We start from the raw sequence: 26,848 nt of genomic DNA, 5'->3' as shown, positions 1-26,848 counted from the left end.
AATCGGGTGACACAGCCTGCGACGTCTGCATATCTCCGGTTTCCGCACCTGCGGGGCGAGTTGGTGGCCTTCACCGCCGAGGACGACGTGTGGCTCGCGCCGCTCGACGGCGGACGCGCCTGGCGGGTCAGCGCGGACAACGTCCCGGTCACCCACCCCCGGATCTCGCCCGACGGCACCACCGTCGCCTGGACCTCCGCCCGCGACGGCGCCCCCGAGGTGCACATCGCGCCGGTCGACGGCGGCCCGGGCCGAAGGCTGACCCACTGGGGCAGCGCACGCACTCAGGTGCGCGGCTGGACCCCGGACGGCGAGGTCCTCGCGATCACCACCCACGGCCAGGCGAGCCTGCGCCGCAGCTGGGCCCGGACCGTCCCGCTCGACGGCGGCCCCGGCACCACCCTGCCGTACGGCCCCGTCGGCCATGTCGCCCACGGTCCCGCGACCGTGATCCTCTCCGCGCCCATGGGCCGGGAGGCCGCCTGGTGGAAGCGGTACCGGGGCGGCACGGCCGGGAAGCTGTGGATCGACCGAGAGGGCGACGGCGAGTTCGTACGGCTGCATGAGGACCTGGACGGAAACCTGGAGTACCCCGTGTGGGCGGGCGACCGGATCGCCTTCCTCTCCGACCACGAGGGCACCGGAGCCGTCTACTCCTCGCTCGCCGACGGCTCCGACCTGCGCCGGCACACCCCGCTCGACGGCTACTACGCCCGGCACGCGGCCGGCGACGGGACCCGGGTCGTCTACACCTCCGCCGGAGAGCTGTGGATCCTCGACGACCTCGACGGCGCCGAAGCGCGCCGCCTTGAGGTCCGGCTCGGCGGACAGCGCGCCGACCGGCAGCCGTTCCCGGTGGACGCCTCCCGCTGGTTCGGCTCGGCCGCCCCCGACCACACCGCACGCGGCAGCGCGGTCGCCGTGCGCGGCGCCGTCCACTGGGTCACCCACCGTTCGGGCCCGGCCCGCGCGCTCGCCGACGAACCCGGCGTCCGGGCCCGGCTGCCCCGCACCTTCCGCACCGAGGGCGAGGAGTGGGTCGTCTGGGTGACGGACGCGGAGGGCGACGACGCCCTGGAGTTCGCGCCCGCCACCGGACTCGCCCCCGGCGCCACCCCGCGCCGCCTCGCCGCGGGCCGCCTCGGCCGGGTCCTCGGGCTCGCCATGGCCCCCGACGGCAGCCGGGCCGCGGTCGCCGCGCACGACGGCCGCGTCCTGCTCGTCGAGCGGGAGACCGGCGAGGTCCGCGAGGTCGACCGCAGCGAGGACGGCGACGTACGGGGACTGACCTTCTCGCCCGACTCGGCCTGGCTCGCCTGGTCGCACCCCGGCCCCGACCCGCTCTGCCAGCTCCGCCTCGCCAACACCACCGACCTGTCGGTCACCGAGGCGACCCCGCTGCGCTTCCAGGACTACGCCCCCGCCTTCACCCTCGACGGCAAGCACCTGGCCTTCCTCTCCAACCGCTCCTTCGACCCGGTCTACGACGAGCACGTCTTCGACCTCGCCTTCGTGGTCGGCGACCGCCCGCACCTGATCACCCTGGCCGCGACCACCCCGTCGCCCTTCGGCCCGCAGCGGCACGGCAGGCCCTTCGAGGCCCCCGACAAGGACGAGACCCCCGACAGCGAGGGCACCCCGACCACCCGTATCGACCTCGAAGGCCTCGCCGACCGGATCGTGCCCTTCCCGGTGGAGGCCGGCCGCTACTCCAACCTGCGCGCGGCCAAGGACGGCGTGCTGTGGCTGCGCCACCCCGTCCAGGGCGTCCTCGGCTCCTCCCGGGCCACCCCGGACGACCCCGACCCGAAGACCGACCTCCAGCGCTACGACCTCGCCCAGCAGCGCCTCGAACACCTCGCCGCCGACGCCGACCACTTCGCCGTCAGCGGCGACGGCAAGCGGGTCCTGCTGTGGACCGACGGCCGGCTGAAGGTCGTACCGAGCGACCGCCGCGCCTCGAACGACGACGACAGCGACACGAACATCTCCGTCGACCTCGGCCGCATCCGCCAGACGGTCGACCCCTCGGCCGAGTGGCGGCAGATGTACGAGGAGACCGGCCGCATCATGCGGGACCACTTCTGGCGCCCTGACATGAGCGGTGTCGACTGGACCGGCGTCCTCGACCGCTACCGCCCGGTCCTGGACCGCCTGGCCACCCACGACGACCTCGTCGACCTCCTGTGGGAGGTGCACGGCGAACTCGGCACCTCCCACGCCTACGTCACCCCCCGCGGCGGCCACGGTCACGGCCCCCGGCAGGGTCTGCTCGGCGCCGACATCTCCCGCCACGACGACGGCCCCCAGGGGTCGCCGCAGTGGCGCATCGACCGCATCCTGCCGACCGAGACCTCCGACCCCGCCGCCCGGTCCCCGCTCGCCGCACCGGGCGTGGCGGTGCGCGCCGGGGACGCGATCGTCGCGGTGGGCGGCCGGCCGGTCGACCCGGTCACCGGCCCCGGCCCGCTCCTCGTCGGCACCGCGGGCAAACCGGTCGAGCTCACCGTCTCCCCCTCCGGCGGCGGCGACCTCCGGCACGCCGTGGTCGTCCCCGTCGCCGACGAGGAGCCCCTGCGCTACCACGCCTGGGTCGCCGACCGGCGCGCCTACGTCCACGAGAAGTCGGGGGGTCGGCTGGGGTATCTGCACGTCCCGGACATGCAGGCCCCGGGCTGGGCGCAGATCCACCGCGACCTGCGCGTCGAGGTGGCCCGCGAGGGCCTGGTCGTCGACGTCCGCGAGAACCGGGGCGGCCACACCTCGCAGCTGGTCGTCGAGAAGCTGGCCCGCAAAATCGTCGGCTGGGCGCTGCCGCGGGGGATGCGCGCGTACAGCTACCCGAGGGACGCGCCGCGCGGGCCCGTCGTCGCCGTGGCCAACGAGTTCTCCGGCTCGGACGGCGACATCGTCAACGCGGCGATCAAGGCGCTGGGCATCGGCCCGGTCGTCGGCACCCGCACATGGGGCGGGGTCATCGGCATCGACAGCCGCTACCGCCTGGTCGACGGCACGCTGATCACCCAGCCGAAGTACGCGTTCTGGCTGGAGGGGTACGAGTGGGGCGTCGAGAACCACGGCGTCGACCCGGACGTGGAGGTCCTGCAGCGGCCGCAGGACTACGCGGCGGGCCGGGACGCCCAGCTGGACGAGGCGGTGCGGATCGCTCTGGAGGCGCTGGAGTCCAGTCCGGCGAAGATTCCGCCGACGCTGCCTCGTTAAGATGCCTCAGGACCTCTACGGAAGGAACGACATGGCAGGGGAACCCCAGGACGACTGCCTGTTCTGCAAGATCGTCGCAGGTCAGATCCCGGCGACCATCATCCGCGAGACAGACACCACCCTCGCCTTCCGGGACATCAACCCGCAGGCCCCCACCCATGTTCTGGTGATCCCCAAGGCCCACCACAAGAACGCCGCCGAACTCGCCGCCGCCGCACCCGAACTCGCCGCCGACGTCCTGCGCGAGACCCGGGCCGTCGCGGAGGACGAGAAGCTGGAGAGCTACCGCACCGTGTTCAACACCGGCAGCGGCGCCGGCCAGACCGTCTGGCACGCCCACGCCCATGTGCTCGGCGGCCGCGGCCTCCACTGGCCCCCCGGATAACCCACCGTGTCCGTACGTGAGTTGGTCGTCCTCGGCACAGCCAGCCAGGTCCCGACCAGGCACCGCAACCACAACGGCTACCTGCTGCGCTGGGACGGTGAGGGCCTCCTGTTCGACCCCGGCGAGGGCACCCAGCGCCAGATGCTGCGTGCCGGGGTCGCCGCCCACGACCTCCATCGGATCTGTGTCACCCACTTCCACGGCGACCACTCCCTCGGCCTCGCGGGCGTGATCCAGCGCATCAACCTCGACCGGGTCCCGCACGAGGTCACCGCCCACTACCCGAAGTCGGGGCAGCGCTTCTTCGACCGCCTGCGGTACGCGACGGCGTACCGGGAGACGGTCCGGCTCACCGAGGCACCGGTCGCGGCCGACGGGGTGCTCGCGCGGACCGACGGCTACACGCTGGAAGCCCGCAAGCTCTCCCACCCCGTCGAGTCCTACGGCTACCGCCTCACCGAACCCGACGGCCGCCGCATGCTCCCGGACCGCCTCGCCGCGCACGGCATCAAGGGGCCCGACGTGGGACGGCTCCAGCGAGAGGGCTCCCTGAACGGCGTCTCCCTCGACGACGTCAGCGAGGTCCGCCACGGCCAGCGGTTCGCGTTCGTCATGGACACCCGCCTCTGCGACGGCGTCCACGCCCTCGCGGACGGCTGCGACCTGCTCGTCATCGAGTCGACCTTCCTCGACGAGGACGAGCAACTCGCCGTCGAGCACGGCCACCTGACCGCCGGCCAGGCGGCCACCGTCGCCCGCGAGGCCGGCGTACGGCACCTCGTGCTCACCCACTTCAGCCAGCGCTACGCCGAGCCGGCGGAGTTCGAACGGCAGGCGCGGGCGGCCGGGTACGAGGGCGAGCTGACCGTGGCCCACGACCTCCTGAGGGTCCCGGTTCCGAAACGGCGGTAAAGCGGCCGTACGATGCTTTGATGTCCCTCCCCAAAGCTGAACTGCACCTGCACATCGAAGGCGCCCTGGAGCCGGAGCTGGCTTTCGAGCTGGCCGCGCGCAATGGCGTCGAGCTGCCGTACGCCTCCACGGACGAGCTCCGCAAGGCGTACGACTTCGAGGATCTTCAGTCCTTTCTGAACCTGTACTACGAGCTCATGGCCGTGCTGCGCACCGAGCGGGACTTCGAGGACCTGGCGAACGCGTATCTCGCCCGGGCCGCGGCGCAGGGGGTGCGGCACGCGGAGATCTTCTTCGACCCGCAGGCGCACCTCGCGCGGGGCGTGGAGATGGGCACGGTGGTGGAGGGGTTGTGGCGGGCGCTGGGCAGCAGTGCGCGCAACCATGGCGTCTCGACGCAGCTGATCATGTGCTTCCTGCGGGACGAGTCCGCGGAGTCCGCGCTGGAGACCCTTGAGGCGGCCAAGCCGTATCTCGACCGGATCGTCGGCGTCGGGCTCGACTCCGCCGAGGTGGGACATCCCCCGGTGAAGTTCCGCGAGGTGTACGAGGCCGCCGCGGCGCTCGGGCTGCGACGCGTGGCGCACGCCGGGGAGGAGGGGCCGCCGGAGTACATCGTCGAGGCGCTGGACGTGCTCGGGGTGGAGCGGATCGACCACGGGCTGCGGTGCGTGGAGTCGCCGGAGCTGGTGGCGCGGCTGGTGCGGGACCGGATTCCGCTGACCCTGTGCCCCTTGTCCAACGTACGGCTGCGGACGGTGGACGTGCTCGGTGATCATCCGTTGCCCGCGATGTTGGAAGCCGGGTTGATGTGCACCGTGAACTCCGACGACCCGGCTTATTTCGGGGGCTACGCGGGGGACAACTTCGAGGCCGTTCAGCAGGCTCTGGGGCTGGGTGAGGAGCGGTTGCGGGAGCTCGCCCGCAACTCCTTCCTCGCGTCCTTCCTGGAGCACGACGAGGAGTTGCGGGCTCGGTATCTTGCGGAAGTTGATGCGTACGAGTTCTGAGGTGCGTTGTCGGGTGCGGGCCGGTGGGGGCTGGTCGCGCAGTTCCCCGCGCCCCTAAAAGCCCCTTAAGCAGCCGTTGCTTTGTCGTACACGTGGGCTTCCACCTGGATTTCCACCACCGGCAAGGTCCGGCGCCCGGCGCCCAGTGCCACCACCGTCATCGGTACGGCGATCAGCAGCAGGCCCGCTGCCAGGACCGTGCCCATCACGGAGAAGCCGGCCTGGGCTGACAACAGGCTTCCCGTCAGCGGACCCGCCGCCGTGCCCAGTGAGGAGGCCGAGCCGACCAGGACCGCCCAGCGGCCGCGGGGGTCCAGGGAGGCGGCCAGGCCGATGACGTACGACAGGACGATCGGGTAGAGCGTGTTCCACGCGATCTCACCCGTCGCGAAGGACGTCAGGTCGGTCGCGGAGGCGCTGAGGGTGATGCAGGCGGCGATGAGGACCGTGCCGCCGCCGATGGGGAGCGCGCGGCCCAGCCGGGGGCCGAGGGCGCCCGCGCCGACGACACCCAGCAGGCCCGCGCCCAGCGCGATGGCGAAGACCGCGCCGACCGTCGCCTCGGAGAGGTGGGCCTGGGTGAGGCCGATGCGGCCGCTGACGCCCCAGAGGGCGTTCTGGGCGAGGGACCAGCACAGGAGGGTCGCGGCGAGGAGGAGACCGGCGCGCGGATGGGGGAGCGGGGTGCGGGTCTCCCGGCTCCGGGCGGGGGCCGTGCGCAGCGGGAGACGGTTCGTCAGGGGCCAGACCGCCAGCGCGGTGAGGGCGATCGCCGCGAGCGGCTGGCCGTGGCCGGGGCCCAGGTGGGGGACGGTCAGGTAGACGGCGCCGGCGAGCGCGGAGACGCCGAGCAGGCCGACCGTGGTGGCGCGGTGCGGGTCCGGCTGGGCGGCGATGCCGGTGGCGGCCACCGCCGTCGACATACCGGATCCGAAGCCGCCGACCAGGGCCCCCACGACGACCGCGGGGACGGCGTGGGTGAGTGCGGCGCCGCCGTAGCCGAGGACGGCGAGGGTGAGGCCGATGCGGGCGAGGGTGCGGGGGCCGACGCGGTCGACGCGGGCGGCGAGCAGGAAGCCTGCCGCCGCTGAACTCAGCAGCAGCGCGCTGCCGACGGCACCCGCCTCGGTGGCGGTGAGCGGAAGCCCCGAGTCGAGTCTGCCGACGGTGGTCGGCAGCAGGTAGGGGGCGAGGTACCCGGCCGTGAAAAGGGCAATGAGGGGCCAGGGCAGGGTGGAGCGACGGGCGAACACGGGCGTTCCCAGGGCATGCGAAAGAAGCGGCTCGAAAAGGGGGTTGGGCGCAGGCCGTCGACGGACAGGAACGCGCGAAGAATTTGTATCAAGCACGCGGTTGCGGAAGAAGAGCGGGGTGCGTGATGTGGATCACGTTTCGTTTGGGGTGAGGGAAGCCGGGTAAAAGTGCGCCCTCTGTGGCCGCCTCTAACGCCAGCTGGGGGCGCCCCCCGCGCCCGGTGCCGTCGCCTCGATCTTGCCCCTGATCTCGCGCATCACCGTGATGATCTGCTGTTCGTGGTCCGGCGTCAGGCGGGCGACCGGGACCGAGCAGCTGATGGCGTCCTGGGCGGGGGAGTCGTAGCGCAGGGCGAAGCCGATGCCGACGATGCCGAGGACGCCCTCCTCCCGGTCGATCGAGTAGCCACGGGCGCGGACCTCGGCGAGGTCGGTCAGCAGGGAGTCGCGGGTGGTGTGGGAGTTCGGGGTGAGTGCCTCGTACGGCCCCTCGGGGAGCCTCTCGTCGGGCCACTCGGCCAGCAGCGCCTTGCCCAGCGCGCCGACGTGCGCGGGCAGCCGGCGGCCGACCCTGCTGATGGTCCGCAGGTACTCGTGCGACTCCCGCGTCGCCAGATAGGCCACGTCCCGGCCGTCGAGCCGGCCCAGGTGGATCGTCTCGCCCAGTGCCTGGGACGCCTCGTCGAGGTACGGCCGTACGGCCCGGACGCGCGGGTCGGAGTCCAGGTAGCTGGTGCCGGTGAGCAGGGCGTGGATGCCGATGCCGTAGAGCGAGCCGGTGATGTCGGTGCGGACCCAGCCGCGCGAGATCAGGGTCTGGAGCAACGCGTACATCGAGCTGCGCGGCACGCCCAGCTCGTCCGCGAGTTCCTGGAGCCGGGCCGGGCGGTCGCCGCGCGCGGCCAGCAGTTCGAGGAGTTCGACGGTGCGGGCCGCCGACTTCACCTCGCGGACACCACCGGTCTCTGACATGCGCCGATGGTAATCGGCCGGCCAAACCGCGCGTGGCCCCATTGACGGACGGGATTCGCCTATCTAATCTCCATCTTCATACGTAGATAACGTCTACATGGGGAGATGGGTGAGGGTGACCCTCGACCCGGACACGGCCCGACGACTGCGGGACGGCATGGCACAGGGTGTGCTGTCGTTCCCGCTCACGAGCTTCCACGACGACGGCACCCTCGACCCCGACGGCTTCCGCGCCCATGTCGCCGCCCAGATCGCCACCGGTCCCGGCGCGGTCTTCCCGGCCTGCGGCACCGGCGAGTTCTTCTCGCTGGACGAGGACGAGTACCGGCAGGTCGTCACCATCGCCGTCGAGGAGGCCGGCGGGCGCGTGCCCGTCGTCGCCGGGATCGGCTACGGCTGGGCGCAGGCCGTACGTTTCGCCCGGATCGCCGAGGAGGCGGGAGCGGACGCGCTGCTGGTCCTCCCGCACTACCTGGTCGCCGCCCCGCAGGACGGCCTGGTCGCCCAGCTGGAGCAGATCGCGGCGCGGACACGGCTGCCGCTCATCGCCTACCAGCGCGGTCAGGTCGCCTTCGGCGTGGACGCGTTCAGGCGGGTCGCCGCGATCGACGGCGTCATCGGGCTCAAGGACGGGCACAGCGACCTCGACCGGCTCCAGCGCCTGACCCTCGCCGCCCCCGAGGACTTCCTGTTCTTCAACGGCGCCTCCACCGCCGAGATCCAGGCCCGCGCCTACGCCACCGTCGGCGTCCCCGCCTACTCCTCGGCCGTCCACGCCTTCGCCCCCGAGATCGCGAACGCCTTCTTCACCGCCCTGCGCGACGGCGACGACGGGACCGTGGAGAAGCTGCTGCGCGACTTCTACGTCCCGCTCGTCGAACTCCGGGACCGGGTGCCCGGGTACGCGGTGTCGCTGGTGAAGGCGGCGGCGCGGTTGCGGGGGCGGCCGGTGGGGCCCGTACGCGCACCGCTCACCGACCCGTCGGACGCCGACCTGGCGGCCCTGCGCCCGCTGTTGACCACCGGTCTCGACCTCGTAGGAGCCGCGCTGTGAACCTCACGATCACCGATGTCCGCCTCACGCCGATCCTCGTCGCCGATCCGCCGCTGCTGAACACGCAGGGCGTGCACCAGCCGTACACGCCCCGGCTGATCGTCGAGGTGGAGACCGCGGACGGGGTCGTGGGGGTCGGGGAGACGTACGGCGACACCAAGTACCTGGAGCTGGCCCGGCCGTTCGCCGCGAAGCTGCTCGGACGCCAGGTCGGGGACCTGAACGGGCTGTTCACGGTCGCGGACCAGATGGCGGTCGACTCCTCCCGGGTCTTTGGACAGGTCGACGTCGGTGGGCTGCGGGGCGTGCAGACCGCCGACAAGCTACGGCTGTCCGTCGTCTCCGGGTTCGAGGTGGCCTGTCTCGACGCGCTGGGCAAGGCGCTCGGGCTGCCGGTGCACGCCCTGCTCGGGGGCAAGGTGCGGGACGCGGTCGAGTACAGCGCGTACCTGTTCTACAAGTGGGCCGCTCATCCGGAGGGCGTGGCCTGCGAGAAGGACGACTGGGGGGCGGCCCTCGATCCCGCGGGGGTGGTGGAACAGGCCCGGCTGTTCACGGAGCGGTACGGCTTCAGGTCCTTCAAGCTCAAGGGCGGGGTCTTTCCGCCGGACGAGGAGATCGCCGCGGTCAGGGCTCTTGCCGGGGCGTTCCCCGGGCATCCCCTGCGGCTCGACCCCAACGGGGCCTGGAGCGTGGCGACTTCGCTGAGGGTCGCCGAGGAGCTCGGGGACGTCCTGGAGTATCTGGAGGACCCGGCGCTGGGGACCGTGGCCATGGCCGAGGTGTCCGCCGGGACCGATGTCCCGCTGGCCACCAACATGTGTGTGACGACCTTCGCGGAGATCAAGGAGGCGTTCGCCCGGGATGCCGTGCAGGTGGTGCTCTCCGACCACCACTACTGGGGCGGGCTGCGCAACACCCAGCAACTCGCCGCGATCTGCCGGACGTTCGGGGTGGGGGTGTCCATGCACTCCAACACGCATCTGGGGATCTCGCTGGCCGCGATGACGCAGGTGGCGTCCACCGTGCCGAATCTCCACCACGCCTGTGACTCGCACTATCCGTGGCAGTCGGAGGACGTGCTGACCGAGCGGCTGGTCTTCGAGGACGGGGCCGTGCGGGTCTCCGACGCGCCCGGGCTCGGTGTCGAACTCGACCGGGAGAAGGCGGAGTTCCTGCATCGGCGGTGGCTGGATGACGACGGTTCGCTGCGGGAGCGGGACGATGCCGCGGCCATGCGGGTGGCCGAGCCGGGGTGGGTCACGCCGAGCGTGCCTCGCTGGTAGGACGGGGGCTTTCCCGCCCCGCCGCCCCTGCCCTCCCGTGCCCGCTGGGGGCTGCGCCCCAGACCCCGCTGCGGCCCTGGAGGGGCTTCGTCCTCAAACACCGGACGGGCCCGATTGCCCGGCCCGGTGCTCGGAGGCCTGACGTGGGCGACGGCCTGTTGTCGGTGGTGTGGTGCAGACTGGCCTGATCGGCACCACGCGCAGGGAGCTCACCGTGATCGCGTCCAACGGGAAGGGACCGTCGTACAACGGGAAGGCCGGGCAGTGCCAGGCCCAGGTCGATCCCCTGGCCGCCGTGCGCACACCCGGTGATCCGCCCTGGGACGTCTATCTCACCGGCACCGTCTTCCTCGACATCGTCTTCACCGGGCTCGGCACCGCCCCCGTGCGCGGCACCGAGTCCTGGGCCCGCGGCATGGGGTCGAGCCCCGGCGGCGTCGCGAACATGGCGACGGCCCTGGCCCGGCTCGGGCTGCGCACCTCGCTGGCCGCGGCCTTCGGCGACGACCACTACGGCGAGTACTGCTGGGACGCCCTGGAGCAGGGCGAGGGCATCGACCTCTCCCCGTCGCGCAGGGTTCCCGGCTGGCACTCCCCGGTCACCGTGTCGATGGCCTACGAGGGAGAGCGCACCATGGTCTCCCACGGCCACGAGCCGCCCCCCGAGGCCGTGCTCGTCCAAGAGGGCGCGCCGGACTGCCCCCCACGCGCGCGTGCGGCCGTGGCCTCGCTGGAGCCGGGGAAGCGCGCCCCCTGGATCGCCCAGGCAGCGGGCAAGGGCACCCGCATCTTCGCCGACGTCGGCTGGGACGAGACCGGCGCCTGGGACCTGGCCGGCCTCCCCGACCTCGCCCACTGCGAGGCCTTCCTGCCGAACGCGGAGGAGGCGATGCGCTACACCGGCGCCACCTGCCCCCGCGAGGCCGCCCACGCGCTCACCGAGCACGTGCCGCTCGCCGTGGTCACCCTCGGCGCGGAGGGCGCGTACGCGGTGGACCGGCGTACCGGGGAGGCCGCCGAGGTCCCGGCGATCGAGGTCGAGGCGCTCGACCCCACCGGCGCCGGGGACGTCTTCGTGGCCGGCTTCGTCACCGGCACCCTCGCGGGCTGGCCGCTGGCGGACCGGCTGGCCTTCGCCGGCCTGACCGCCGCGCTCTCGGTCCAGGAGTTCGGCGGCTCCCTGTCCGCGCCGGGCTGGTCCGAGATCGGCGCCTGGTGGCGCAAGGTCCAGTCCGTCGCCTCCCAGGACCGCGCCGCCCTGCACAGGTACGCCTTCCTGGCGGACCTGATCCCGGAGGAGACCGCCCCGGGCTGGCCCCTGCGGCGAGCGGTGCCGACGATCGGCTTCGGCAGATCGGCCTGAGCCCACGGGGGCCGCGGCCGCGCCGTGGGCCGGGTGGGGGTGCCCCGGGCCCATCGGGACCGCCGCCATGGGTGCCCGTCGAGCCGGCCGGGACCGTCAGTGCTGGTCAGTGCTGGTCCGCCCGCTCCAGCACCGACACCACCTGTTCCCGGACCACCTCGCGAGCCGCGGCCGGCAGCGCCCCGATCGTCGTACCGCTCAACACGCCGAGCACGCTGTCCGGGCCCGCGTCGCAGGGCACGCTCTCGCTCAGGAAGTCGTAGCCGTCGCGGACGGCGACGCGCAGCACGGGGCGGTCGCCCGGGTGCACGGCGGTGGCGACGACCAGGGGCGGCGGCCCGCCCGGGGCCTCGGCCACCTTGCGGTAGCCGCTGACCAGCGGATCGTTCCAGTGCAGGCTCAGCAGCAGCGGCTTCTTGGCGATCAGTTCGGCGAGGTCGGCCTCGAACGGCCCCTCCGCCGCGAGCACCCGCGCCCGGGCGCCCAGGACGAGTGCCGCGGGCAGCAGACAGCGCAGGGTGCTGCCGACGATGTTCCCGCCGACCGTGGCGGTCCGGCGCACGGCCCCGGTGCCGACGCCGGCCGCGGCCCGGTGGAGTACCTCCGGCACCCGTTCGTCGATCCGGTGCAGCAGGACCGCCGCCCCGAGCTCCCCCGCCCCGAGGACGTTCGCCTCCGGCACCTCGCGCAGCGACACCGCCTGCTCGGGGAAGCCGTCGCGCTGCCAGGCGGCCCACACGAGCGTGGCGCCGCCGACGGGTGTCGCTCCGTCGGTCAGGCACTTCTGGGCCTCGGGCAGGGAGGTGGGCAGACGCAACAGCACGGTCTTCCTGCTTTCTCCGGACGGACTCCGTGGCCGCCGCCGCTCGCGAGGTCTTCGAACACACGTGGTAGCGAGCGCATTCTCCCCTGGGGTGCGGGGGGAGCGTGCAGGGCTCATCGCTGCATCGAGGGCGCCCTCTTCGTCGAAAAGCCCTACGGCGTTGTCAGTGCACCGTCGTACTCTTGAACCGCGAGGCCGCCTCCAGTTGTGCGGCCGTGACGAGGAGGAACCGCAGGCCTTGAGCGCCGGCCCATGACTCAGACACCGACAGGTCACAGCCCCGCGCAGGGGCAGGCGAGAGCACAGTTCACCGTCCCCGCCCAGCACCCCATGGTCTCGGTCCTGGGGTCCGGCGACTCGCTCCTGCGCGTGATCGAGAAGGCCTTCCCGGCGGCCGACATCCATGTCCGGGGCAATGAGATCAGCGCTACGGGCGCGGCGGCCGACGTCGCCCTCGTGCAGCGCCTGTTCGACGAGATGATGCTGGTGCTCCGCACCGGACAGCCGATGACGGAGGACGCAGTGGAACGCTCGATCGCCATGCTGCGAGCGAGCGAGAACGGGACGAGCGACGGCCAGGAGACCCCGGCCGAAGTACTCACACAGAACATCCTGTCCTCGCGCGGCCGCACCATCCGCCCCAAGACCCTCAACCAGAAGCGGTACGTCGACGCGATCGACAAGCACACGATCGTCTTCGGCATCGGCCCCGCCGGTACCGGCAAGACCTACCTCGCCATGGCCAAGGCGGTGCAGGCCCTCCAGTCCAAGCAGGTCAACCGCATCATCCTGACCCGCCCGGCGGTGGAGGCGGGGGAGCGGCTCGGATTCCTCCCGGGCACGCTCTACGAGAAGATCGACCCCTACCTGCGCCCGCTGTACGACGCCCTGCACGACATGCTGGACCCGGACTCGATCCCGCGGCTGATGGCGGCCGGGACGATCGAGGTGGCGCCCCTCGCGTATATGCGAGGCAGGACCCTTAATGATGCTTTTATCATCCTGGACGAGGCCCAGAACACCTCCCCCGAGCAGATGAAGATGTTCCTCACCCGCCTCGGCTTCGACTCGAAGATCGTGATCACGGGTGACGTGACGCAGGTCGACCTGCCCAACGGCACCAAGTCAGGTCTGCGCCAGGTCCAGGACATCCTGGAGGGCCTCGACGACGTGCACTTCTCCCGCCTGTCGTCCCAGGACGTCGTACGGCACAAGCTGGTCGGCCGTATCGTCGACGCGTACGAGAAGTACGACAGCGAGAACGGTACGGAGAACGGCACCCACAAGGGCGGCCGGAACAAGCGGAAGTAGACAAGCCAGCACCATGTCGATCGACGTCAACAACGAGTCCGGAACCGAGGTCGACGTGCAGGCGATCCTCGACATCGCCCGCTACGCGCTCGCACGGATGCGCATCCACCCGCTCTCCGAGCTCTCGGTGATCGTCGTGGACACCGACGCCATGGAGCAGCTGCACATCCAGTGGATGGACCTGCCGGGGCCCACCGACGTCATGTCGTTCCCGATGGACGAGCTCAGGCCGCCCAGCAAGGACGACGACGAGCCCCCGCAGGGCCTCCTCGGCGACATCGTGCTGTGTCCCGAGGTCGCCAAGAGGCAGGGCGAGGAGGCCGAGACGCAGCACTCCATGGACGAGGAGCTCCAGCTCCTCACCGTCCACGGCGTGCTGCACCTGCTCGGCTACGACCACGAGGAGCCGGACGAGAAGGCCGAGATGTTCGGCCTCCAGGCGGCCATCGTGGACGGCTGGCGGCAGGAGAAGGGTCTGACCGGCCCGTCCCCCGCGCCGACCGTCTCATGAGCCTGCCCCTCGTCTCCGGCGCGATCGCCCTGGTCGTCGTCGCCTGGCTCGCCGCCTGCGCGGAGGCGGGCCTCGCGCGCGTTTCCAGCTTCCGCGCCGAGGAAGCCGTACGCAACGGCCGGCGGGGCAGCGCCAAGCTCGCGCAGATCGCCGCCGACCCGACCCGCTACCTCAACGTGGCGCTGCTGGTGCGTGTCGCCTGCGAGATGGCGGCGGCCGCCCTGGTCACCTACGCCTGCCTCCAGGAGTTCCCGGGCACCACCCGCGCCCTGCTGGTCGCGATCGGCGTCATGGTGCTCGTGTCGTACGTCGCCGTCGGCGTCTCCCCGCGCACCATCGGGCGTCAGCATCCGCTCAACACGGCGACCGCGGCCGCGTACATCCTGCTCCCGCTGGCGCGGATCATGGGCCCGATCCCGTCGTTGCTGATCCTCATCGGCAACGCGCTCACCCCGGGCAAGGGCTTCCGCCGGGGCCCGTTCGCCTCCGAGGCGGAGCTGCGCGCGCTGGTCGACCTCGCCGAGAAGGAGTCCCTGATCGAGGACGAGGAGCGCCGCATGGTGCACTCGGTCTTCGAGCTGGGCGACACGCTGGTGCGGGAGGTCATGGTCCCGCGGACCGACCTGGTCGTCATCGAGCGCTACAAGACGATCCGTCAGGCGCTGACCCTCGCGCTGCGCTCGGGTTTCTCGCGCATCCCGGTGTCCGGGGAGAGCGAGGACGACATCGTCGGGATCGTGTACCTGAAGGACCTGGTCCGCAAGACGCACATCAGCCGGGACGCGGAGAGCGAGCTGGTGTCCACGGCCATGCGGCCCGCCGCCTTCGTGCCCGACACCAAGAACGCCGGTGACCTGCTGCGCGAGATGCAGCAGGACCGCAACCACGTCGCCGTCGTCATCGACGAGTACGGCGGCACGGCCGGCATCGTCACCATCGAGGACATCCTTGAGGAGATCGTCGGCGAGATCACCGACGAGTACGACCGTGAACTGCCGCCGGTGGAGGACCTCGGCGACGAACGCCACCGGGTCACGGCCCGCCTCGACATCACCGACCTCGGCGAGCTGTACGGGCTCGACGAGTACGACGACGAGGACGTGGAGACCGTCGGCGGACTGCTGGCGAAGGCGCTGGGCCGTGTCCCCATCGCCGGGGCGTCCGCGGTCGTCGAGCTTCCGGACGGGCGTGAACTGCGCCTGACCGCGGAGGCCGCCGCCGGGCGCCGGAACAAGATCGTGACGGTCCTGGTGGAGCCGGTGAGTGCTCTCGAATCCGCCGCGGAGGAGAAGGAGTCCGAGTGACCCCCAAGGAGCTGCGAGCCCTCTGTCTGTCCTTCAACGCGGTGGTGGAGGACTTTCCGTTCAACCCCGAGACCTCGGTCTTCAAGGTGCTGGGCAAGCTCTTCGCCCTGACGAACCTGGACGCGCGGCCCCTGACGGTCAATCTCAAGTGCGACCCCGAGGACGCGATCCGGCTGCGCGCCGACCATCCCGGTCTGATCGTCCCCGGCTACCACATGAACAAGCGCCACTGGAACACCGTCACGGCCGACGGCGAACTCCCGGACCGTGTGGTCCGGGAGCTCGTGGAGGACTCGTACGACCTGGTGGTGGCGGGACTTCCGCGGGCGGAGCGGCTACGCCTCGACCGGGCGTGAACGATCCCCAGGATGGCGGCTTGCAGCGCTCGCCAAGGCCCGGAAGTCGCGGCAGAATGGATAGTTCAGTGGTCCTCGACAGGCCCCACTCCGTGTAGGCCGACCAAGCGCACTCGGAGTGGAACCTGCTTCCTACGGCGACCGCTTTACGTGGCCCCGGCTCTTTTCAGTCGGGGTCACGTTCTGTCACACGTGGCGGACTACCTCTTCGACGATCTGTTGGATCAGGACGATGAGGGTGATCCACGGGATGGCTGTCGCCACCCGTTCGTGCCATGTGCTGCGGCGCCCGTCCGGCTCTGTGGCCATGGGGCCGTTCCTCCTTCCCGGTGGTTCCACACCCGTTGTGGATACCGCGGCAATCCACAGACGTTGGTGTTACGGAGGGAAGGCATCGGTCGAGGCCGGGTCGGCGTCAACGTGGGCTCCGCGTGGCTAACCTCCCCGAAAGAGACGAGAGTTGACGGTTCTACAGGCCGACAACGCGCCTAGAAGCCAGCGTAGCCCGCGTAGAGTCGGGTGAACAGTCCCTATCTGCTTGACCGCATCACGGCGCGTCCGATCCGGGAGTCCGCTAACAGCTATATAGCATCCCGGGAGTTCGCGCGCTGCGGAATCGCCCTCCACCTGGGATGATCAACATGGCGCATTGAGTGAGTCCTCGGTTGGAGAAGTGTCGATGAGTAACCATCTAATCTGCTATGTTGCAACCCGAATGGTCCATTTGGGGGTAGGGTGATCATGAGTGCGCCCAGTGCGGCACTCCAGCGGCTGCGGCTTCGTACGGAACTCCGCAAGGCGCGGACCAGGGCCGGCCTGACGCAGCGCCAGGTGGCGGCGAAGATGGAGTGGAGCTCGTCCAAGCTGATCCGGATCGAGGCGGGCGAGGTCGGAATCTCCGTCAACGACCTCCGGCCCCTGCTCGCCGCCTACGGCATCACCGAGTCCCGCAGGGTTGAGCCACTCCTCGACCTCGCCAGGAACAGCCGGAAGATGCCGTTCTCGGAGTATCGGGACCTCTTCGGCAAGGAATTCCTGCAGTACCTGGCGTTCGAGTCGTCGGCGTCGATCATCCGGCAGTTCAACTCGCTTCAACTGCCCGGCCTGCTGCAGACGGAGGAGTACGGGCGCGCCATCATGCGCTCCTACAGCACCAGCGTGGCGGAAGAGACCCTCGACCGGTACATCGAGGCACGGCTCCTGCGTCAGGAACTCCTGATGTCCGACGAGGGTTCGCAGTTGTTCTTCATCCTCGACGAGTCGGTGGTCCGTCGGCAGGTGGGCGGCCGTGGCGTGATGCGCGCCCAGTTGGAACGGTTGGCGGAGCTTGCCGTCCGGCCGCGGATCAGCGTCCTGATCCTGCCGTTCAGTGCCGGAGCGCATGCCGGTATGCAGGGCCCCTTCACCCACTTCGAGTTCGAGGCCGACGAGATGCCGGACTCGATGTATGTGGAGAACCCCCGAGGCGACTCCTACACCAGCAGTGATCCCGAGGAGACCGGCCGCTATCTGGAGCGGTTCTGGGATCTGGAGGATCTGTGCATCAAAGAAGGGGTGCCCGACCTGCTGCGCCGGATGGCGGGACGGCTGGAGGAGGGCAGTGACGACCTGACGGCGCTGCTGGGCCACGCGGACGGCGCGCAGAACCAGTAACTCCGCTTGTCGGCGCGGATGTTGGCGGGAAACGTCTCATCCGCATTCGTATGAGCCACCGCTATTCTGGAAGAGGTGCTGCGTGTCCACACCCAGGTTGGAGGGACAGCGTGGGTGGCTCATGGTCGTGGCGCAAGAGCAGGGCGAGTGGGCAGCCCAACCAGGACTGCGTCGAGGTCGCCTGGACGGGTGAGTCGGTGCTGGTCCGCGACTCCAACGCCCGCCGGGGCCCCGTCCTCGCCTTCACTCCCGCCGCCTGGCAGCACTTCCTGAGCGCACTGCCGTCCCCGCGGAACGAGCCCGAGGCCCGCCTCTGAGTCCAGGAGGCGGGCCTGCCTGCAGCCGTCACCGGCTTTCAGGCACGGCGGGTGCGCAGGCCCTGGCCGACCAGCACCGCCGCCACCAGCACGATCGCCGTGTCCAGTGCGAGGACCGTGTGGACGCCGGACATCAGGTCGTCCGAAGTGGTGGCGAGGACGCCGAGCAGCGGGATGCCGACGGTGATGCCGATCTGCTGGGTGGAGGTGACCAGGCCGGTGGCCAGGCCCTGCTCCTCGTCCGGGACACCGGAGGTCACGGTGACGCCGTACGAGATGATCGCGCCGAGGTGGCACATGCTGGCCAGGGAGACGGCGGCGGTGGCGAGCCAGACGGACCAGCTCCCGGTGTCCAGGCCCAGCAGGGCGGCGATCAGTGCGCCCTGGCCGACGAGTGAGCCGACCAGCGTGCGGCGCGGGCCGAAGCGGCCGATGACCCTCGGGGCGTAGGTGCCGGCCACCGCCGAGAGGACGCCCTGGACACCGAAGACCAGGCCGGTCTCGAAGGCGGACAGGTGCAGGACCTCCTGGAGGTAGAGGGTCAGCACGAAGACGACCGTCGACATCATCGAGAAGGTGACGAGACCGCCGATGTTGCCCCACGCCACCGTGCGGCGGCGCAGCATGGGCAGGGACACCAGGGGTCGGGCGCTACGGGACTCGACCTTGACGAAGGCGGCGAGGAGAAGCAGGCCCGCGATCAGGCCGGCGACGACGTCCGGACGGCCGAAGCCCTGGTCGGCGGCGGTCGACAGGGCGTAGATGAGGGCGAGCAGCCCGCCGGTGACCGTGATCGCGCCGGGCACGTCCAGGCGCGGGCGGTCCGGGACGGGGGTACCTCCCATGCCCTTGAGGCTATGGGGGAGGGACTCCGGCAGCAGGGCGGGGGCCAGCGGGAGCACGATCAGGGCGAACAGGGTGAGCAGGCCCATCGTGGAGCGCCAGCCGAGGGTGTCGGTGAGGGTGCCGCCGGCCACCATGCCGACGGTGAAGCCGAGCGAGAGCAGGGTGCCGGAGATGCCCAGGGCGCGGTCGCGGGCGGGGCCCTCGGGGAAGGTCGTGGTCAGCAGGGACATGCCGGTCGGCACGATCGCCGCGGCGCCGAGGCCCTGGAGGGCGCGTCCGGCGAGGAAGGAGGCCGGGTCCCAGGCGAGGGTCGCGAGCAGGGAGGCCGCGCCGAACAGGGCGAGACCGGACAGGAAGAGCCTCCTGCGGCCGTACAGGTCGCCCATGCGGCCGAACAGGAGCAGGAAGCCGCCGGACGGGAGGGCGAACGCCGTGACCGCCCACTGCAGGGCGGAGGGGCTCATGCCGAGGTCGGCGCCGAGGACGGGCAGGGCGACGTTCAGGACGGAGAAGTCCAGCGCGACCATGAACTGGGCGGCGCACAGGACGAACAGGACGAGCTTGTCGCGCGTCGACAGCCGGGGGGTGTCGAGCGAATCGGGGAGGGGGTTTGTGGTGTCGATCGCCATGGGCAAGAGCCTGCGGGCACCGGAATAGCCGTGGGGAGCCGCAAGTTGTGCTGGTGGTGGCACCACCAGGCAACAACGAGGGGGATGCGTTCGTGCCCGAGGTCGTACCCAAGAGTGAGCGGCATCGTGAACTGCGGGAGTTTCTGATGAGCCGGCGGGCCCGGGTCTCGCCCGCCGAGGCAGGGCTGCCGGACGGCGGGGCGCGGCGGCGGACGCCGGGGCTGCGGCGCGAGGAGGTCGCCGTGCTGGCCGGGGTGGGTGCCTCCTGGTACCAGTGGCTGGAGCAGGGGCGGGACATCTCGGTGTCGCCGCAGGTCCTCGACTCCGTCGGGCGGGTGCTGCGGCTCAGCAACGCCGAGCGGCGGCATCTGTACGTGCTCGCCGGGCTGAACCCGCCCGCGCCGGAACCGGCGGCCGACCACGGCTGCGAGGGGCTGCGGCGGCTGATCGACGCGTGGATGCCGTATCCGGCGCACATCATGGACGCGTACTACAACTGCGTGCTGTACAACGACGCCGCCGGCTGGGTGCTCGGCATGCGGCCGGAGAACACCCAGAACTGCCTCGTCGACTTCTTCACCGACCCGCTGTACCGGTCGCGATCGCACAGCTGGGAACAGAACGCGCGTACCGTCGTCGCCCAGTTCCGGGCGGCCGCCTCGGCGCGGCCCGAGGACGAGGGGTTCCAGGACGTGCTGGCCCGGGTGCGGTCGGCGAGCGCCGAGTTCACCGAGCTGTGGGAGTGGCGGGACATCGAGGACGCCGGCGTCATCCGCAAGGAACTCGACCATCCGCTGGTCGGACTGCTGTGCGTGGAGTCCACGGCGATGCGGGTACCGGCCCGCCCCGACCTGACGGTCGTCCTGCACACCCCGCTGGACGAGGCCCGCACCGCGGCCAAACTGGAGTGGCTGGCGTCACCGGAGGGGCGGCGGGGGGCGATGTATCCGGTGGCGGGGTGACGCGCCCGGCGACGGGCGTGCCCTCGCGGCGGGCGGCGCCGCCGGAGGTGGCCGATGTTGATGTGTTCGGGATGCCGGTAGCCGCGGGCGGGGCCCGGGGGCGGAGCGTGCCTCCCGTCGTTGCCGGTGTCCCGCTTTCGTGGCGGACGGCCCGCCGGGGGCCGTGGCTCCGTGACCCCCGTGAGGTCGGCGGCGCGGGTTCGGTTCGTATGCTCCTGTCATGACCGACAACAGTGCGCTTGACCCCGAGGACCGCAAGATCGTCACCCTGGCGCGTTCGGCGCGGGCCCGTAACGGGGTGCCCGAGGGGGCGGCCGTACGGGACGAGACCGGGCGGACGTATGTGGCCGGGACCGTCGAGCTGGCGTCGCTGAAGCTGAGCGCGCTGCAGACCGCGGTGGCCATGGCCGTGGCCTCGGGGGCGAAGTCCCTGGAGGCGGCGGCCGTGGTGACAGAGGCGGAATCGGCCTCCGAGCAGGACCGGGCCGCCGTCCGGGATCTGGGCGGGCCGCGGACTCCGGTGCTGGTGGCGGGGGTCGACGGCACCGTGCGCGAGACCGTGACCGCCGGCTGATACTCCGGGTAACAGTTGGCCGGAATTCCGGCTTGCCGTCCCTCGTCCCACGCGCATCAATGGAACCGGAAATTCCGACGGACCGTCAGATTCCAGCTCGCGCGGCGTCCCGCACCACGCCCCGTGAAGCCCGGCCGTCCGTCGGGATGCACCCCCCGTCCATCCCCACATGGCAGTCCCCACCACGGGAAGGGAACCGGATTCCATGAAAGGCAAGCGCATACGTACGGGTGCGGCACTGGCGGTCGGCACGCTCGCGGCCGTCGGGCTCGCGTTCGCGCCCACCGCCCTGGCCGTCACCCCGGACACGGCGACCATCGACGCGGACTGCGGCCTCTACGGCAGCGGCCAGGCGACCCTCACCGCCACCCAGGACGGCACGGCGGCCACCGTCACCGTCACCTCGGCGATCAACGCTCCGCTCGCGCTCTCCGAGGACTCGATCACCTCGACCCTCACCTTCGTGAACGCGAACGGCGGCACCACCACCTTCACCGGCACGGAGAACCCCGCCATCGCGGCCGGTGACCCCGTCACCGTCGGACCGCTCAACGGAACCGTTGGGTCCGGCGACAGCCTGGAGTCGTACGGCGGTTCACTCCAGATCGTCGTCTTCGGGATCACCGTGACCTGCACGGCGACCGGTCCGCAGGCTCCGGGCCCGTTCGTCTTCGACTGACCTCCGGCGCCCGTCCTCGGAGCAAGTCCCTTGGTTGCCGCAGAAACTGACATCTCGTCAGGTTTCTGCGGCAACTCCATTGACTTCTCACGCCATCCACACATCAATGCCCCCTGTCGGCGCAGGACTTCAGGAGCTTCCGGAGGGGGCACATCCATGGGTTCGACGACTCGAAGACGCCGTCTGGCGTCCTTTGTCGGGGCGACCGCACTCGCGGTCACCGCGGGTGGCGCACTGGCCTGTCCGGCCGGTGCCGCCACCGACGTGGACTTCGCCACGCACTGCATCCCGCCCGCGGTCGCGGGCATCCCGCCGATCGACGGCACCACGACGGCCAGGGTCGCCGTGGACAACACCAGCCCCAAGGTGGGCGACACCGTCACCGTGACCTACACGGTGGTCAAACCGGCCGCCAGCAACCCCACGGCCATCGCGCTGCCGGCCGACATCATGACGCCGACCGGCAAGGTCGCCCTCGGCGGCGCCCAGACCGGCGCCGTGACGGTCGCCGGACCGAAGAAGAACGACCCGGTGCCGGGCAACGGCGCCTTCCCGTCGTTCTCGATGACCGGCACCTTCAAGGTCACCTCGCCCGGCGCGATCACGCTCTCGCCCGGCGACTACAACATCCACACCAGCTACATCCTCGAACTCGACACACCCTGCACGGTGATCACCCCGCCCGCCCCGGTCTCCGAGACGGTCACCGCGACGGACGCGAACCCCGTCAACGAGCGGGACATCGCGCTGGGTTCGGCCTCCGGCAAGCCCGGTGCGAGCGTCACCGTCACCGGCAGCAAGTTCACCCCGGGCGCGACGGTCACCCTGGCCGGGCGGTCCGGCGCCGCCCAGACCGCGGACACCGCCACCGCCACCGCCAACTCCTCGGGCGCCTTCAGCGGCTCGCTCGTCGTCAACGACAAGACGACGACCGGTGTCGTGGCGTACGAGGGCAGCGCGTGGAGCGACGCCAAGGGCGCCGGACCGAAGGCGTACGTCGTCATCGACGACACCCCCGTCCCGGCCGGCAGCCAGAAGGTCACCACCACCGTCAAGGCGGGCGCGCTGTCCATGTCCCAGGCCGGGGACTCCGTCAGCCTCTCGGCGGTGGACTACGGCAAGGGCGGGGCCTCGACCGGCAACCTGAACAAGGTGACCGTCCAGGACTTCCGCGGCGGACCCGCCGGCTGGTCCCTCACCGGCAAGGTCACCGACTTCACCGGAGCCGGCGCCAAGATCGACGCCGGCGCGCTGAGCTGGAGCCCCACCTGTGCCACCAAGGCGGGCAGCCCGAGCACCTGCCAGGCCGGTTCCGCCGGCGCGGTCGGATCCTCGGGAGCGACGCTCGCGTCCACGCCCAACTCCGCGCTCACGGGCGGTGAGTTCACCGTGGACGCCGGGCTCTCCCTGAACGTGCCGGCGTTCACGCCGGTGGGCACGTACTCCGGCGTTCTCACCCTCACGCTCAGCTGACCGTACGGGCGCCCGCACCCGCCCGTCCGCCTCCTTGGGGGTCCGCACCCATGCGCAAGCTGTACGTCCTCCTCCTGAACCTGTTCCTGGCCACGGCCGCCGCGCCAGCGCCAGCGCACGCCGCCGACAACGGCAGCTGGTCCGTGTATCCCGCCGCCTCCCGGATCGCCGCACGGCCCTACTTCTACCTCTCCGCCGATCCCGGGCAGGCCATCGACGACAAGGTGGTCGTCAGCAACAGGACCGGTCGGCCCCTGACCTTCCGGCTCTACGCCGCCGACGCGTACAACACCGCCCGCGACGGCGGTTTCGCCGTGCGCACGGTCGCGGAGAAGCAGCGCGGGGTGGGGGCCTGGGCGAGGCCCGCGAAGACCCGGGTGACCGTCCCCGCGCACGGCAGGGTCACCGTGCCGTTCACGCTGTCGGTGCCCGAGGGTGCCGAACCGGGCGACCACCCCGGCGCGTTGGTGGCACTGGACGAACGGATCGACAAGGGCGACGGAGCGGTGGCGCTCGGCGTGCAGCGGGCCGTCGCCGCGAGGGTCTATCTGCGGGTGGGCGGACCGACCGTCCCGGCGATCGCCGTCGAGGACGTCCGTGTCAGCCATCACCAGCCGCTGGTACCGGGGCTCGGGGACAGCGGGGCGACGATCTCCTACACCCTGCGCAACACCGGCAACGTCACCCTGAACCCGAAGGTCGAGCTGCGGGCGACGGGGTTGTTCGGCCGGACGTTGCTCGCGCGTGAGCTCGTGAAGATTCCCGGTGAGTTGCTGCCCGGGCAACGGGTACGGCTCAGTGAGCCATGGCGCGGGGCGCCGCAACTCGACTGGGGCGACGTGAAGTTGACGGCGAGTGCGAAGGACACGCGGGAGTCGGCGAGTGCGGGTTTCTTCGCGCTGCCGTGGCTGGTCGCGGCGGTGCTCGGGGCGGGGGTCGCCGTGGGGGTGGTGCTGTTCGTCAGGACACGGCGGGCACGGACACCGGTCGTCTAGTCCCGGCCCAGGGCGCGGCGGAGAACACCCTTCTTCGCCGCGGGGCGCTGGGCGGGCGGGGGTTCCTTCGAGGCGACCAGCTCGTCTCGGAGGTCCGGAACACGAGGTGGCCGTACCTCGGCGCACCCCTCGTTCGCCTCGACGAGGACGTACCAGTCACCCATGACGCCCCCCTCAGAGCGCGTCCGGACCGCGCTCGCCCGTCCGTACCCGTACGACCGTCTCCACCGGGAGCGCCCACACCTTGCCGTCGCCGATCTTGCCCGTCCGGGCGGCCTTGACGATCGTGTCGATGACCATGTCCGCGTCGGCGTCGTCCACGACGACCTCGATGCGGACCTTGGGGACCAGGTCGACCCGGTACTCTGCGCCGCGGTACACCTCGGTGTGGCCGCGCTGACGGCCGTACCCGCTGGCCTCGGTCGCGGTCAGACCGTGGACGCCGATCTCCTGGAGCGCGGTCTTGACCTCGTCGAGACGGTACGGCTTGACGATCGCGGTGATGAGCTTCATGCCTGGGTCTTGACCTTCTGGGCGGAGGGGACGGCGGACGCGCTGACCGGGGCACCGTGGCCCAGGACGCCGTGATCGTATGCGGTCTCGGCGTGCACCGTAAGGTCCAGGCCGGTGTGCTCGTGCTCCTCGTCGGCCCGGAAGCCCAGCGTCCTGTCGATCAGCTTCCCGATGCCGTACGTCACCAGGAAGGCGTACGCCCCCACGGCGGCCACGGCCACCAGCTGCTTGCCGAGCTGGGCGAGTCCGCCGCCGTACAGCAGCCCCTCTGTGCCGCCGGTCATCTCCTTCACGGCGAACACGCCGATCAGCAGCGTGCCGATGACTCCGCCGACCAGGTGGACACCCACGACGTCCAGCGAGTCGTCGTAGTTCAGCCTGAACTTCCAGCCCACCGCGTACGAGCAGACGACACCGGCGGCCAGGCCGACGACGAGCGCGCCGAGGAGGGAGACCGAGCCGCAGGACGGGGTGATCGCGACCAGGCCCGCGACCGCGCCGGACGCGGCGCCGAGCGTGGTGGGGTGGCCGTCGCGCCTCTGCTCGACGAAGAGCCAGCCGAGCAGGCCGGTGCAGCCGGCGGCGAGGGTGTTGAGGAAGGCGGCGGCGGCGAGGCCGTTGGCGCCGAGGGCGGAACCCGCGTTGAAGCCGAACCAGCCGAACCAGAGCAGGCCCGCGCCCAGGACGACCATGGGGAGGTTGTGCGGGCGCATGGCGTCCTTCTTGAAGCCCAGGCGCGGACCGAGGACCAGCGCGAGGGCGAGACCGGAGGCACCGGAGGTGATCTCGACCGGCAGACCGCCCGCGAAGTCGAGCGCGCCGAGCTTGTCCAAAACCCAGCCGCCCGGGCCCCACACCCAGTGGGCGACGGGAACGTATACGAGCAGCGCCCAGACCGGGACGAACACCAGCCACGCCCCGAACTTCGCCCGGTCCGCGATCGCACCGCTGATCAGCGCGGCCGTGATGATCGCGAAGGTGAGCTGGAAGGTGGCGAAGAGGAGGGTGGGGACGGTGCCGTGGACGCTGTCGGGGCCGAGGCCGCTCATGCCGGCGTGCTTCAGGTCGCCGATCAGGCCACCGAAGGTGTCGTCACCGAAGGCGAGGGAGTAGCCGGCGGTCAGCCACACCACCGTGACCAGGGCGATCGACACGAAGCTCATCATCAGCATGTTGAGGACGCTCTTCGTGCGGACCATGCCGCCGTAGAAGAGGGCGAGCCCCGGGGTCATCAGCAGGACGAGGGCGGTGGCGGCGAGCAGCCAGGCGGTGTCACCGGTGTCGATGCCTTGCGCGGCGAGGGACATGGAGATCTCCAACGAGGTGGGGGCTCGTCAGAGGGTCACGGGTGTGCGTTTCCGGCTGTGCACGGGGGTGTTTCCGGTGTGTTTCATTGCGGTGGGGTTTCCGGATGCTCACGGTCCGGACGGTGCTCGGGCGCTTGTGCGGCGGGGCTCTGTGGATCAGGGAGAATGGGGCGCATGAGCGTTCGCAGTCAGTCATCCGAGCCGTCGGCCTCGTCACAGGCACCCCACCGCGCCGGCTTCGCCTGCTTCGTGGGCCGCCCCAACGCGGGCAAGTCCACCCTTACGAACGCTCTGGTCGGCCACAAGGTGGCGATCACCGCCAACCAGCCGCAGACGACGCGCCACACGGTGCGCGGGATCGTGCACCGGGAGGATGCCCAGCTGATCCTGGTCGACACCCCAGGGCTCCACAAGCCGCGCACGCTGCTGGGCGAGCGGCTGAACGACGTCGTCCGCACCACGTGGGCCGAGGTCGACGTGATCGGGTTCTGTCTGCCGGCGAACGAGAAGCTCGGGCCCGGTGACCGTTTCATCGCGAAGGAACTCGCGGGGATCAAGAAGTCCCCGAAGGTCGCGATCATCACGAAGACGGACCTCGTCGACTCCAAGACGCTCGCCGAGCAGCTGATCGCCGTCGACCAGCTCGGCAAGGAGCTGGGCATCGAGTGGGCGGAGATCGTCCCGGTGTCGGCGACCGCGAACAAGCAGGTCGACCTGCTGGCGGACCTGCTGATCCCGATGCTTCCCGAGGGCCCGGCGCTCTACCCCGAGGGCGACCTCACGGACGAGCCCGAACAGGTCATGATCGCCGAGCTGATCCGCGAGGCCGCGCTGGAGGGTGTCCGCGACGAGCTCCCGCACTCCATCGCGGTGGTCGTCGAGGAGATGATCCCCCGCGAGGACCGCCCCGCCGACAAGCCCCTCCTCGACATCCACGCCTTCGTCTACATCGAGCGCCCCAGCCAGAAGGGCATCATCATCGGCCCCAAGGGCAAGCGCCTGAAGGAGGTCGGCATCAAGAGCCGCAAGCAGATCGAGGCGCTCTTGGGCACACCGGTCTTCCTCGACCTGCACGTCAAGGTGGCGAAGGACTGGCAGCGGGATCCTCGGCAGTTGCGGAAGTTGGGGTTCTGAGCGG

Annotated in this window: 27 protein-coding genes; 19 read left to right on the top strand and 8 right to left on the bottom strand. The window is 71.1% G+C overall.

The genetic code is table 11. The features are described 5' to 3' along the window. Positions 1-6: 6 nt before the first annotated feature. Genes H293_RS0102500 through H293_RS0102485 form a run of 4 tightly spaced genes read left to right on the top strand, consistent with a single transcriptional unit; the run spans position 7 to position 5,529 of the window. A complete protein-coding gene (locus H293_RS0102500; RefSeq protein WP_028807479.1) occupies positions 7-3,222 on the top strand; it encodes a S41 family peptidase in 3,216 nt (1,071 codons plus the stop codon). 31 nt (positions 3,223-3,253) lie between these two features. Further along, on the top strand, positions 3,254-3,607 hold the full coding sequence (locus tag H293_RS0102495; RefSeq protein WP_020116304.1) for a histidine triad nucleotide-binding protein: 354 nt from the start codon (positions 3,254-3,256) through the stop codon (positions 3,605-3,607). Between the two features lie 6 nt (positions 3,608-3,613). Continuing rightward, complete coding sequence (locus tag H293_RS0102490) at positions 3,614-4,519, top strand: ribonuclease Z (RefSeq protein WP_020116303.1); 906 nt, start codon at positions 3,614-3,616, stop codon at positions 4,517-4,519. 20 nt (positions 4,520-4,539) lie between these two features. Next, on the top strand, positions 4,540-5,529 hold the full coding sequence (locus H293_RS0102485) for an adenosine deaminase (protein ID WP_020116302.1): 990 nt from the start codon (positions 4,540-4,542) through the stop codon (positions 5,527-5,529). A 65-nt stretch (positions 5,530-5,594) separates the two neighbouring features. Here the strand turns inward: H293_RS0102485 and H293_RS0102480 are convergent, their stop codons facing one another. Both H293_RS0102480 and H293_RS0102475 read right to left on the bottom strand, forming a co-directional pair. Beyond that, positions 5,595-6,782 carry an MFS transporter gene (locus H293_RS0102480; RefSeq protein WP_020116301.1) on the bottom strand — a complete coding sequence of 396 codons (1,188 nt, stop codon included), beginning with the start codon at positions 6,780-6,782 and terminating at the stop codon, positions 5,595-5,597. A gap of 189 nt (positions 6,783-6,971) precedes the next feature. Then, positions 6,972-7,754: an IclR family transcriptional regulator gene (locus H293_RS0102475; protein WP_020116300.1), complete on the bottom strand. Its 783-nt coding sequence runs from the start codon at positions 7,752-7,754 to the stop codon at positions 6,972-6,974. A 115-nt stretch (positions 7,755-7,869) separates the two neighbouring features. On the opposite strand from H293_RS0102475, the gene H293_RS0102470 reads away from it, so the two are divergent. The 3 genes from H293_RS0102470 to H293_RS0102460 all read left to right on the top strand — a co-directional run bounded on the left by H293_RS0102470 (position 7,870) and on the right by H293_RS0102460 (position 11,457). Then, entirely contained in the window at positions 7,870-8,808 is a 939-nt protein-coding gene (locus tag H293_RS0102470; protein WP_020116299.1) for a 5-dehydro-4-deoxyglucarate dehydratase, read from the top strand. Next, positions 8,805-10,094 carry a glucarate dehydratase family protein gene (locus H293_RS0102465; protein ID WP_020116298.1) on the top strand — a complete coding sequence of 430 codons (1,290 nt, stop codon included), beginning with the start codon at positions 8,805-8,807 and terminating at the stop codon, positions 10,092-10,094. The genes H293_RS0102470 and H293_RS0102465 overlap by 4 nt, the downstream gene beginning before the upstream one ends. 214 nt (positions 10,095-10,308) lie before the next feature. Then, positions 10,309-11,457, top strand: coding sequence for a carbohydrate kinase family protein (locus H293_RS0102460; RefSeq protein ID WP_106968244.1), 1,149 nt, complete (start codon positions 10,309-10,311; stop codon positions 11,455-11,457). A 106-nt stretch (positions 11,458-11,563) separates the two neighbouring features. On the opposite strand, the gene H293_RS0102455 is transcribed toward H293_RS0102460, so the two are convergent. Beyond that, entirely contained in the window at positions 11,564-12,280 is a 717-nt protein-coding gene (locus H293_RS0102455) for an FAD binding domain-containing protein (RefSeq protein ID WP_020116296.1), read from the bottom strand. A 252-nt stretch (positions 12,281-12,532) separates the two neighbouring features. Between H293_RS0102455 and H293_RS0102450 the strand changes: the two genes are divergently transcribed. The 4 genes from H293_RS0102450 to H293_RS0102435 are packed head-to-tail and all read left to right on the top strand — an operon-like array spanning position 12,533 to position 15,762. After that, positions 12,533-13,591 carry a PhoH family protein gene (locus tag H293_RS0102450; RefSeq protein WP_078612500.1) on the top strand — a complete coding sequence of 353 codons (1,059 nt, stop codon included), beginning with the start codon at positions 12,533-12,535 and terminating at the stop codon, positions 13,589-13,591. 13 nt (positions 13,592-13,604) lie between these two features. After that, entirely contained in the window at positions 13,605-14,102 is a 498-nt protein-coding gene (gene ybeY / locus H293_RS0102445) for an rRNA maturation RNase YbeY (protein WP_020116294.1), read from the top strand. Continuing rightward, positions 14,099-15,406 carry a hemolysin family protein gene (locus H293_RS0102440; RefSeq protein ID WP_020116293.1) on the top strand — a complete coding sequence of 436 codons (1,308 nt, stop codon included), beginning with the start codon at positions 14,099-14,101 and terminating at the stop codon, positions 15,404-15,406. Before ybeY ends, H293_RS0102440 begins: the two co-directional genes overlap by 4 nt. After that, positions 15,403-15,762 carry an MmcQ/YjbR family DNA-binding protein gene (locus tag H293_RS0102435; protein WP_020116292.1) on the top strand — a complete coding sequence of 120 codons (360 nt, stop codon included), beginning with the start codon at positions 15,403-15,405 and terminating at the stop codon, positions 15,760-15,762. The genes H293_RS0102440 and H293_RS0102435 overlap by 4 nt, the downstream gene beginning before the upstream one ends. 186 nt (positions 15,763-15,948) lie before the next feature. Here H293_RS0102435 and H293_RS59805 read toward each other — a convergent pair whose 3' ends face one another. Further along, positions 15,949-16,071 (bottom strand): hypothetical protein, encoded by a 123-nt coding sequence (locus tag H293_RS59805; RefSeq protein ID WP_020116291.1) that lies wholly within the window; start codon positions 16,069-16,071, stop codon positions 15,949-15,951. 432 nt (positions 16,072-16,503) lie between these two features. Here H293_RS59805 and H293_RS0102425 point away from each other — a divergent pair, with 432 nt between their 5' ends. Together H293_RS0102425 and H293_RS0102420 are read left to right on the top strand one after the other, a co-directional pair. Next, entirely contained in the window at positions 16,504-17,415 is a 912-nt protein-coding gene (locus H293_RS0102425; protein WP_020116290.1) for a helix-turn-helix domain-containing protein, read from the top strand. Positions 17,416-17,525: 110 nt separating this feature from the next. Continuing rightward, positions 17,526-17,732, top strand: coding sequence for a DUF397 domain-containing protein (locus tag H293_RS0102420; protein WP_020116289.1), 207 nt, complete (start codon positions 17,526-17,528; stop codon positions 17,730-17,732). Positions 17,733-17,770: 38 nt separating this feature from the next. Here H293_RS0102420 and H293_RS0102415 read toward each other — a convergent pair whose 3' ends face one another. Next, complete coding sequence (locus H293_RS0102415) at positions 17,771-19,207, bottom strand: MFS transporter (RefSeq protein WP_020116288.1); 1,437 nt, start codon at positions 19,205-19,207, stop codon at positions 17,771-17,773. 146 nt (positions 19,208-19,353) lie between these two features. On the opposite strand from H293_RS0102415, the gene H293_RS0102410 reads away from it, so the two are divergent. The 5 genes from H293_RS0102410 to H293_RS0102390 all read left to right on the top strand — a co-directional run bounded on the left by H293_RS0102410 (position 19,354) and on the right by H293_RS0102390 (position 23,890). Next, positions 19,354-20,169 carry a helix-turn-helix transcriptional regulator gene (locus H293_RS0102410; protein WP_051138057.1) on the top strand — a complete coding sequence of 272 codons (816 nt, stop codon included), beginning with the start codon at positions 19,354-19,356 and terminating at the stop codon, positions 20,167-20,169. Positions 20,170-20,389: 220 nt separating this feature from the next. Further along, entirely contained in the window at positions 20,390-20,743 is a 354-nt protein-coding gene (locus tag H293_RS0102405; protein WP_020116286.1) for a cytidine/deoxycytidylate deaminase family protein, read from the top strand. A gap of 205 nt (positions 20,744-20,948) precedes the next feature. Further along, positions 20,949-21,422, top strand: a complete 474-nt coding sequence (locus tag H293_RS0102400) for a hypothetical protein (protein ID WP_020116285.1) — start codon at positions 20,949-20,951, stop codon at positions 21,420-21,422. 156 nt (positions 21,423-21,578) lie between these two features. Continuing rightward, on the top strand, positions 21,579-22,895 hold the full coding sequence (locus H293_RS0102395; RefSeq protein WP_020116284.1) for a WxL domain-containing protein: 1,317 nt from the start codon (positions 21,579-21,581) through the stop codon (positions 22,893-22,895). A 50-nt stretch (positions 22,896-22,945) separates the two neighbouring features. Continuing rightward, positions 22,946-23,890 carry a WxL protein peptidoglycan domain-containing protein gene (locus H293_RS0102390; protein WP_020116283.1) on the top strand — a complete coding sequence of 315 codons (945 nt, stop codon included), beginning with the start codon at positions 22,946-22,948 and terminating at the stop codon, positions 23,888-23,890. On the opposite strand, the gene H293_RS58290 is transcribed toward H293_RS0102390, so the two are convergent. From H293_RS58290 to H293_RS0102375, 3 genes are read right to left on the bottom strand one after another with little or no spacing between them, the layout of a single operon-like run. Continuing rightward, positions 23,887-24,054, bottom strand: coding sequence for a hypothetical protein (locus H293_RS58290; protein WP_020116282.1), 168 nt, complete (start codon positions 24,052-24,054; stop codon positions 23,887-23,889). The two genes, H293_RS0102390 and H293_RS58290, sit on opposite strands and share 4 nt — an antisense overlap. A gap of 10 nt (positions 24,055-24,064) precedes the next feature. Next, positions 24,065-24,403 (bottom strand): P-II family nitrogen regulator, encoded by a 339-nt coding sequence (locus H293_RS0102380; RefSeq protein WP_007381923.1) that lies wholly within the window; start codon positions 24,401-24,403, stop codon positions 24,065-24,067. After that, positions 24,400-25,710: an ammonium transporter gene (locus tag H293_RS0102375; RefSeq protein ID WP_020116281.1), complete on the bottom strand. Its 1,311-nt coding sequence runs from the start codon at positions 25,708-25,710 to the stop codon at positions 24,400-24,402. The genes H293_RS0102380 and H293_RS0102375 overlap by 4 nt, the downstream gene beginning before the upstream one ends. Positions 25,711-25,875: 165 nt before the next feature. Here H293_RS0102375 and era point away from each other — a divergent pair, with 165 nt between their 5' ends. Then, the gene (gene era, locus H293_RS0102370; protein WP_028807476.1) at positions 25,876-26,844 is read left to right on the top strand and encodes a GTPase Era; all 969 of its coding nucleotides are present in this window, start codon (positions 25,876-25,878) and stop codon (positions 26,842-26,844) included. Positions 26,845-26,848 lie beyond the last annotated feature (4 nt).

The sequence above is a fragment of the Streptomyces canus 299MFChir4.1 genome (genome assembly GCF_000383615.1).
Taxonomy (GTDB): Bacteria; Actinomycetota; Actinomycetes; order Streptomycetales; family Streptomycetaceae; genus Streptomyces; species Streptomyces canus_C.
This window is presented reverse-complemented; position numbering and strand designations above follow the sequence as displayed.